The sequence below is a fragment of the Azospirillum sp. OGB3 genome, from assembly GCF_014192915.1.
Taxonomy (GTDB): Bacteria; Pseudomonadota; Alphaproteobacteria; order Azospirillales; family Azospirillaceae; genus Azospirillum.
In genome coordinates this window covers 471,921-480,248 of record NZ_JACHYN010000004.1, presented here as the reverse complement: position 1 = coordinate 480,248, position 8,328 = coordinate 471,921, and the positions used below count along the sequence as shown (strand labels likewise).

The 8,328-nt window shown below is 66.7% G+C and carries 9 protein-coding genes; 6 read left to right on the top strand and 3 right to left on the bottom strand.

Going from position 1 to position 8,328, the window contains the following annotated elements; genetic code table 11:
* Positions 1-218: 4Fe-4S dicluster domain-containing protein (locus FHW79_RS12345; RefSeq protein WP_183179179.1), on the top strand; the 218-nt coding region annotated here is incomplete at its 5' end.
* 62 nt (positions 219-280) lie between these two features.
* Positions 281-1,042 (top strand): SDR family NAD(P)-dependent oxidoreductase, encoded by a 762-nt coding sequence (locus FHW79_RS12340; protein WP_183179178.1) that lies wholly within the window; start codon positions 281-283, stop codon positions 1,040-1,042.
* 77 nt (positions 1,043-1,119) lie between these two features.
* On the opposite strand, the gene FHW79_RS12335 is transcribed toward FHW79_RS12340, so the two are convergent.
* Positions 1,120-1,515, bottom strand: a complete 396-nt coding sequence (locus FHW79_RS12335; protein ID WP_183179177.1) for a PRC-barrel domain-containing protein — start codon at positions 1,513-1,515, stop codon at positions 1,120-1,122.
* A gap of 101 nt (positions 1,516-1,616) precedes the next feature.
* Between FHW79_RS12335 and FHW79_RS12330 the strand changes: the two genes are divergently transcribed.
* The 3 genes from FHW79_RS12330 to FHW79_RS12320 all read left to right on the top strand — a co-directional run bounded on the left by FHW79_RS12330 (position 1,617) and on the right by FHW79_RS12320 (position 4,793).
* Positions 1,617-2,525 (top strand): alpha/beta hydrolase-fold protein, encoded by a 909-nt coding sequence (locus tag FHW79_RS12330; protein WP_183179176.1) that lies wholly within the window; start codon positions 1,617-1,619, stop codon positions 2,523-2,525.
* Positions 2,526-2,648: 123 nt separating this feature from the next.
* The gene (locus FHW79_RS12325) at positions 2,649-3,305 is read left to right on the top strand and encodes a class I SAM-dependent methyltransferase (RefSeq protein ID WP_348984129.1); all 657 of its coding nucleotides are present in this window, start codon (positions 2,649-2,651) and stop codon (positions 3,303-3,305) included.
* Between the two features lie 372 nt (positions 3,306-3,677).
* Positions 3,678-4,793, top strand: a complete 1,116-nt coding sequence (locus tag FHW79_RS12320) for a polysaccharide deacetylase family protein (protein WP_247884319.1) — start codon at positions 3,678-3,680, stop codon at positions 4,791-4,793.
* Between the two features lie 81 nt (positions 4,794-4,874).
* Here the strand turns inward: FHW79_RS12320 and FHW79_RS12315 are convergent, their stop codons facing one another.
* Together FHW79_RS12315 and FHW79_RS12310 are read right to left on the bottom strand one after the other, a co-directional pair.
* On the bottom strand, positions 4,875-5,342 hold the full coding sequence (locus FHW79_RS12315; protein ID WP_183179173.1) for a MucR family transcriptional regulator: 468 nt from the start codon (positions 5,340-5,342) through the stop codon (positions 4,875-4,877).
* 178 nt (positions 5,343-5,520) lie between these two features.
* Positions 5,521-6,846 carry a GH1 family beta-glucosidase gene (locus FHW79_RS12310; protein WP_183179172.1) on the bottom strand — a complete coding sequence of 442 codons (1,326 nt, stop codon included), beginning with the start codon at positions 6,844-6,846 and terminating at the stop codon, positions 5,521-5,523.
* 134 nt (positions 6,847-6,980) lie between these two features.
* Here FHW79_RS12310 and FHW79_RS12305 point away from each other — a divergent pair, with 134 nt between their 5' ends.
* A complete protein-coding gene (locus FHW79_RS12305; RefSeq protein WP_183179171.1) occupies positions 6,981-8,327 on the top strand; it encodes a GH1 family beta-glucosidase in 1,347 nt (448 codons plus the stop codon).
* The last annotated feature ends 1 nt before the right edge of the window (position 8,328 follow it).

Genomic DNA, 8,328 nt, shown 5'->3' with positions numbered 1-8,328 from the left:
CGGTCAATCTGGCGCTCTACGACGCGCCGGAGACGCGCTACTGTCCGGCGGGCGTGTACGAGATCGTGCGGGCGGAGGACGGCAGCGACCCGCGGCTGCAGATCAACGCGCAGAACTGCGTGCACTGCAAGACTTGCGACATCAAGGACCCCACCCAGAACATCAACTGGGTCGTCCCCGAAGGCGGCGGCGGACCGAACTATCCCGGCGGGATGTGACGCTTCAACCCTCTCCTCTCCGGGGAGAGGAGATTTCAACAACGTCATCAGGGGGAAACACGATGCAGATCAACGGTCAAGCCGCCATCGTCACCGGTGGCGCCTCCGGCATGGGGGCGGAAACCGCGCGCCATCTGGCGAAGCTCGGCGCCAAGGTCACCGTGCTCGACATGAACGAGGCCGCGGTCAAGCAGGTGGCCGCGGAGATCGGCGGCCTCGGCCTGCTCTGCGACGTGTCGAGCGCCGAGTCGGCGGAGAAGGCCGTGGCCGAGGCCCGCGCGGCCCATGGCCCGGCCCGCATCGCGGTGAACTGCGCCGGCGTCGCTCCGGCCAAGCGGATTGTCGGGCGCGACGGCCCGATGGCGCTGGACGACTTCCGCAAGGTGATCGAGGTCAACCTGATCGGCACCTTCAACATGCTGCGCCTCGCCGCCGCGGACATGGGCACGCTCGACCCGCTGGAATCAGGGGAGCGGGGGGTGATCATCAACACCGCCTCAGTCGCCGCCTATGAGGGGCAGATCGGACAGGCCGCCTACGCCTCGTCGAAGGGCGGCATCGTCGCCCTGACCATCTGCGCCGCGCGCGATCTGGCGCGCAGCGGCGTGCGCGTGATGACCATCGCGCCGGGCCTGATCGGCACGCCGATGCTGCTGAACATGCCGCAAGAGGTCCAGGACAGCCTCGCCGCCACGGTTCCCTTCCCGAAGCGTTTCGGCCAGCCCTCCGAATACGCCCGCCTCGTGCAGCACATCCTTGAAAACGAGATGTTGAACGGCGAGGTGATCCGGCTGGACGGCGCCATCCGCATGGCGCCGCAGTAACGGGATTCGACCAGCGAGCGTCATCGCGGAGAAGGGGAGGGCGTTGCTCGGCAACGCCCGTTCCCGTCGGCTCAGCCTCAATCGTCCCAGATCGGCAGGGTGCCGAGCTGCGCGTTCGTCAACGCGGTCGTCAGGGTCCGACCGTCGTCGCGCAAGTGGTCCAGCCCGACGATGACCTCCTTGTCGCCGATCCCCACGCCATGCTCCACATCCACCACCACGGCCACCGGTTGCCCGGAGGCATCCATCAACACGTCCTCGACCTCGCCGATCTTCGTGCCGTCCGGCCCCATGACGTCCATGTCATCCAACTGGCCGACCGTCCGCTTGAGGGACGGCACCATGAGGTTGTCGTCCTTCACCTCCCGATAGGCGTTGGCCGGGTTGGCGATGGCGGCGCTCTGCTGGGCGAGCGAGGACCCGGCCGCAACCATGACGAAGGCGACCGCCGTTGCGGAAAGGAGCTTTCTCATCGCGTTGCTCTCCTGCTGCTGACCGTGCAACAACATGGAGTCGCCGGCACGGTTCCATCCGATCCGCCGGTGCACACCGTTCGATTGCGCAGGAACCGCCAATGCTCCGATTCGCCACGACCGTGCTGCTGATGGTCTTGTCCGGCTTCGGCGTCCAATCCACGCAGGCGGAAACCGTGAAGGAGGCCCGCAAGGTGGAATCTTTCGATCTGCGCGCCGACCGGACGGGCATGGATTACCGGGTCTTTCTCGTCCGCCCTGCGGAACCGCCGCCACCGGGCGGTTATCCGATCATTTACCTGCTGGACGGCAACGCGACCGTGCCGATGATGGAGACGGTCATCGGTCCGAACCCGCCGGAGCCCTACGGTTCCGCGGCGATCGTCGGCATCGGTTATCCGATCGACGGACCGTTCGACATCCTCCGCCGCTACCGCGACCTGACGCCACCGACCCCGCCGGAGTTCATTCCACCATCGCGGGACGGCTCTTCCCGAATCGAAACCGGCGGGCGCGACGATTTCCTGGCCTTCGTTGAGACGCAGGTGATTCCGGCGGTCGAAACACGCCTGCCCATCGACCGGCAGCGCCGAACCCTGTTCGGCCATTCGCTGGGTGGCCTGTTCTCTCTCTACGTCCTCTACACCCAGGGCGATCTGTTCCAGACCTACGTCGCCGCCGATCCGGCGATCTGGTGGAGCGGGCAGGCCATCCTGAAAGAGCAGGCGGCATTCCTTGACCGTTCGAAGGGCGAGGGCGTGGCGCCCGGCACGGCGCTGCTGATCGAGACGTCCGGCAAGCTGGTGGAGCGTCCATTGCCGCCGGCGGACGCCGAGCGGCTGAAGCGCCTCCGTTCCGGACCGACGGGGAGGGAGGTCGCGGCCACCCTTGCCACGGTTCCGGGTTTGCGCCTCGCGTTCCATGACTTCGCCGAGGAAAGCCACGGCTCCATGCTGCCGCTCGCCGTGGCCGACGCCCTGGGCTTCGCATTCGGGCGAAGCCCGGACTGATTTGGAAGTCAACGCGATCGCGGAGACAGCGGGCGACCTTCCGAATTGCCCCGCACTCCCCACATGTATGAGCCGAGGTCCGCACGAGGCGGGCAGCCAGATGAGGGAGCGGACTCCTTGACCGTGCAGTCGATCTTCATGCCCGAGGCCATCTACCGGTACATGCTCGGCGCCTCCCTGCGTGAGACTCCCATCCAGGCGAAACTGCGTGCCGAAACGGCGACCTTGACCGAGGCCCACTATCAGATCGCGCCGGAAGAAGGGCAACTCCTGGCGTTCCTGGTCGAAATGATCGGCGCGCGCCGGACCCTGGACATCGGAACCTTCACCGGATACAGCGCGCTGACGGTGGCGCTGGCCCTACCGGAGGACGGCCGGGTCGTCAGCTTCGACATCAACGAGCAGTGGACGGCCCGGGCCCGCGCGACCTGGTCCGAAGCCGGTGTCGCGGGCAAGATCGACCTGCGCATCGGGCCGGCGTTGGGCAGCTTGGACGAGCTTCTCACCGACGGCGGAGCCGAGTCGTTCGATTTTGCCTTCATCGACGCCGACAAGGAAAATTACGACGCCTATTACGAGCGGTGTCTGCGCCTCGTGGGGCACGGTGGCGTGATCGTCGTGGACAACACCTTGTGGCGCGGGCGAGTCGCGGACCCCGGCGATCGCAAGCACAAGACCGAAGCCATTCGCGCCTTCAACGCCGCTCGTTTGGATGATGAGAGGGTGGCCCTGTGCATGCTGCCGGTGGGCGACGGCGTGACCCTTCTGCGGCGCCGCTGAGCGGTCGGCGGCGACCCGTCCGGGGCGGAAAGCGGAAGCAGGAGGCCAAGGTTTGGCGCGTCGCAACGGGGCCCCTGCCAATCCGAGATAGAAATCCCATAAGGTGCATTATGGAAAATATGGCGGGAAATCCGTGACAACTGATCTTTGGTGTCGATCCTTATGGAGACATGATAAATTTTGCTCTATCTCATGAGAGATATCGCCCACACCTGATCCCACTGCGGCGATTTTGATGGTCGATCGCATATGAAGTCAGGTTTGGACCTCTCCACCGTCCATAAATTCGGCCCCGCGATGCGGCGGGGATCGCAATTCCGGCTCCTGGCCGCAGGCCTCTCGGCAGCGGTTGCTTGCGGCCCATTCGCCGGTTTGGTCCTGGCGGCCGACCAACCGCACCTCGCCACCGTCACCACATTGCGCAAGGACACCGACGGCGGCCACCCGGCCAAGATGCTCCAGTTCGGGGTGTACCGGACGGAGGCGGACGCCTGGGTCGCCTGGAAGGCGGTCGTCCGGCGCCAACCCGACATGGTCGCCGATCTCGTTCCCCGAGTCGCCCTGCAGCGGCCCGAGGCTCCCGATTCCGGTTTCGTCCTGCGGGCGGCCCCCCTGCCCGACCTCGACCCCAACTTTGTCTGCCGCCGGATCGTCGGCGGTGGCGGCAGTTGCCTCGTGGTGGACACCGCCGAGCAACCGGCGACAGCGACCCCGGCCGCCGCCGCCGCCGCCGCCGAGGACAACGACCACAACGGCGTCGTCACCTACAGCCCGGACCAGAGCCGGGAAATGCAGGAGATCGAGCGGCAGGCCGCCCGCCTGTCGCGAATTGCCGCCATCGTGCCCGGCAACGACGCGCGGGTCGACATCGGGGCTCTCAAGGCCAGCCGCTGGAACCTCTGCTCCCTGACCTTCGACGACGGACCGCATCCGGCGGTGACCCCCCGCATCCTCGACATCCTGCGCAGCGAAGGGGTGCGGGCGACCTTCTTCCCGATCGGCAACGTCGCGATCCGCCACCCGCGGATCATCCAGCGAATCGTCCAGGAGGGCCACGAGGTCGGCAACCACAGCCTGACCCACCCGAACATGCGCACCCTGAGCACCGAGGCGCAACGCGCACAGATCGCGGAAACAAACCGTATCCTGTCCCAAGCGGGCGCCGACCCGGTGTTGTTCCGCCCGCCGGCCGGACGTTGGAACAGCGACACGCTGGCGGCCGTCGACCAGGAAAAGATGAGCCCGGCGCTGTGGAACGTCGACACGCGTGATTGGTTCACCCGCGACGCCGGAAAGATCATGGCGCAGCTTGAAGCCACCGGCACCATCGGCAGCGTTGTCCTGATGCACACCACCTACAACGCGACGGCGGAAGCCCTCCCCAGGGCCATCGGCCTGCTGCGCACGCGTGGCTGCCGCTTCGTCACCCTGTCGGAGTGGATCACCAGCCTGAACAGCCTCGCCACGCCGCGCATCGCGCAGCGCTGAGGCCGGGGCAAACAGCGTGAAATGCACCCGCCGCCCCCCTCCCGCATGTCGGGAAAGGGGCGGTTCGGAACGGATGCGCGATCAGGCGACGTTCTTGGCGCGGCCGCGGCGGACCGGCTTGGCCGGAGCGGCGGCCTTCTTGCCGAGACCGATCGACTTGGCGAAGGCGGAACGCTGCTCCGCATAGTTCGGGGCGGTCATCGGATAATCCGCGGGCAGGCCCCACTTGCGACGATATTCGTCCGGAGTCATGCCATAGGCCGTGCGCAGATAGCGCTTCAGCATCTTCAGCTTCTTGCCGTCCTCAAGGCAAACGATGTAGTCCGGCATCACCGACTTCTTCACCGGCACGGCCGGACGCAGTTCCACCGCCTCCGGCTCCACCGGACGGCCCGTGCCCGACAGACTTTGATGGACGATCCGGATGAGGTTCGGAAGATCATTCACCGCGATCTGGTTCGAGCGGACATAAGACGCAACGATCTTGCCCGTCATGGCGACCAGATCGGTGGCCGAATTCTCAGAACCGTCGGTGTCGCTGCTTTGCATGTCAGTTTCCTTCGAGAACGAATGATCCAGGACGGAGGATGGGCAAAGTGATGCGCAAAGCGCAAGCCTGTGCATCAGGTTTAACATGCAAATGTGTAATGTGTTTCATGCAGGACACGCGGGCAGGCGGTCCAGTCGAGTGGAAATAGTAGGCTCCAGCGATGAAATCGCTGCCCGCTCAGGTGGCTGAACGCGTGCGCTTTATCAGATCGGCGTACCAACGGGCGGAAGCTTTCGGCGTGCGTTTCTGCGATTCGAAGTCGACATGGACGATGCCGAAGCGGTTGCCGTAACCGCTTCCCCACTCGAAATTATCCAGGAGCGACCAGACGAAGTAACCGCGCACGTCGGCTCCGCCGCGAATCGCCTCGTGCATTGACGCGTTATAAAGGCGCAGATAGTTGATTCGGTGCTGATCGTCGATGGCGCCCGATTCGTCCGGCGAATCGCTGCCGCCGCAGCCGTTTTCCGTAATGACGATGGGCATGCGGTAGCGGCGGGTGATGTCCAGCAACTCGTCGCGGAAGGCGTCGGGGAAAACCGCCCATCCGACACCGTAGGTGGGCGAATCGGGCGGCGCGTCGCCCCAGCCATAGCCCCAGGTGGTGCCGGGGGTCGCGCGGGCGAAGATCGGGCCGTAATGGTTCAGGCCGAACCAGTCCATGGGCCGGCAGATCCGCGCCATGTCGCCCGCCTTCACGTAAGGCTCGATGGCGCGGGCGACGCGCGGCGGATAGTGGCCGAGAAGCTGCGGGTCACAAAAGGTCAGGTTCCAGTGCTCGTCCAGCAGGGCGGCGGCCTCCGTGTTCTCGGGCCGGCCGCCCTCCGGCAGCACCCGCTGGCGGTTGTGCACCGCCCCGATGGAGGCGCCGGGGACCAGGGCGCGGATCACGTCCACCCCGGCCCCATGGGCAAGGTTCACATGGTGGATGGCCCGCAGATGCTGGTCGCGGTCGGTGATGCCGGGTGCCGCCCAGGGGATGGCGTAGCCGAACAGGGTGAAGACGGAAAACTCATTGAAGGTGATCCAGCGTTTCACCCGGTCGCCGTAGCGCCGCGCCAGCAGGGCCGTGTAGTCGGCGTACCAGCCGGCGCTGTCCCGGTTCGCCCAGCCGCCGAGGTCCTGCAAGGCCTGCGGCAGGTCCCAGTGATAAACGCACGGCCAAGGCTCGATTCCGGCCTCCAGCACCGCGTCGATCAGGCGGTCGTAGAAATCCAGACCAGCCTTGTTGATCGTCCCCCGCCCGCGCGGCAGCACCCTTGGCCACGCCACGGAGAACCGGTAGGCTCCGACGCCGATGTCGCGCATCAGCGCGACGTCCTCGGCGTAGCGGTGGTAATGGTCGCAGGCGACGTCCCCGCTGTCGCCGTTCACCACCCCGCCGGCGGTGCGGCAGCGCGTGTCCCAGATGCTCGGGCCTCGCCCGTCCGCCGCCGCGGCTCCCTCGATCTGATAGGCGGAGGTGGAGACGCCCCAAACAAAGTCTTTCGGCAGGTCCGCCATCGCCGTCTCCATCCGCACCCATCGCTCATACCCATACTACCTTTGGCGGAATGGTCAAGAAACAGGCATAATGAAACGCGAACGGTTGGACGGAGCGGTCTCCCTTGGAACATAAGGCTGTGCAACAGCGTGCGATGCCCCCTCCCCCCACCGACTTTCCCAATAATTTCCTATGGGGAACCTCGACGTCGGCGTTCCAGGTGGAGGGGGCCGCGGCCGAGGATGGGCGGGCGCCCAGCATCTGGGACAGCTTCTGCCGCCTGAAGGGCCGGGTGGACAATGGCGACACCGGGGACGTCGCCTGCGACCACTACCACCGCTACGCCGAGGACGTTGCGCTGATGCGCGACATCGGCGTCGGAGCCTACCGGTTCTCGATCTCCTGGCCGCGCGTCCTGCCGCGCGGACGGGGGGTGGTGAACGAGGCCGGGCTTGACTTCTACGACCGCCTGATCGACCGGCTTCTGGAGGCGGGGATCGAGCCCTGGGCCTGCCTCTACCATTGGGACCTGCCGCAGGCCCTGCAGGATCTCGGCGGCTGGGCGAACCGGGACAGCGCCGGCTGGTACGCCGACTACGCCGTCCTCTGCGCCCGCCGGTTCGGCGACCGGGTGACGCGCTGGGCGACCTTCAACGAGTTCTCCGTCTTCACCCTGTTCGGTTACGCGCTCGGCTGGGGCGCCCCCAGCGTGTCCGACCGCGGGGAGCACCTGAAGGTCATCCACCACACCAACCTCGCCCACGGGGCCGGCGTGGACGTGCTGCGCGCTCTGGTGCCGGGCGCCGCCATCGGGGCCGTGCACAGTTTCCAGCCCTGCCAACCCGCCGACCCGGCGCCCGAACACGTCGAGGCGGCGGCGCTGTTCGACGAGCTGTGGAACCTGTGCTTCCCCGATGCGCAGATTCTGGGTTGCTACCCGCCGCGCATCGCCCGCGCCATCGAACCGTACGTGAAGGCCGGCGACATGGCGCGGATCTGCCGGCCCTTGGACTGGTTCGGCATGAACCATTACGCCCCCCTCTTCGCCCAGGCCGAGCCAGGTTCCGTCTGGGGCTGCGGCTTCGGCGCCCCGCCGGAGGGCATGCCGCGCACCGACATCGGCTGGCCGCTTCAGCCCGGCGCCTTCCACGAGGCGTTGCTGCAGGCCACCGCGCGCTACCGGCTGCCGATCTACGTGACGGAGAACGGCTACGGCACCAAGGCGCCGGAGGCCCCGGACGCGCGGGGGATCGTGATGGACAAGGAACGGCTGGACTATCTGCAGGCCTGCATCGGCGAGATGGCCCGGGCGCTGAAGGGCGGGGCCGACGTGCGCGGCTATTTCGTGTGGTCGCTGCTCGACAACTTTGAATGGGGCGGCGGCTATGGCACGCGGTTCGGCATCGTCCATGTGGACTTCGAAACGCAGAAACGCACGCCGAAGGAGTCCGCCAAATGGTATTCGGCGCTGATCGGCGGCGCGCTGGGGCGAGGCTTCTGAC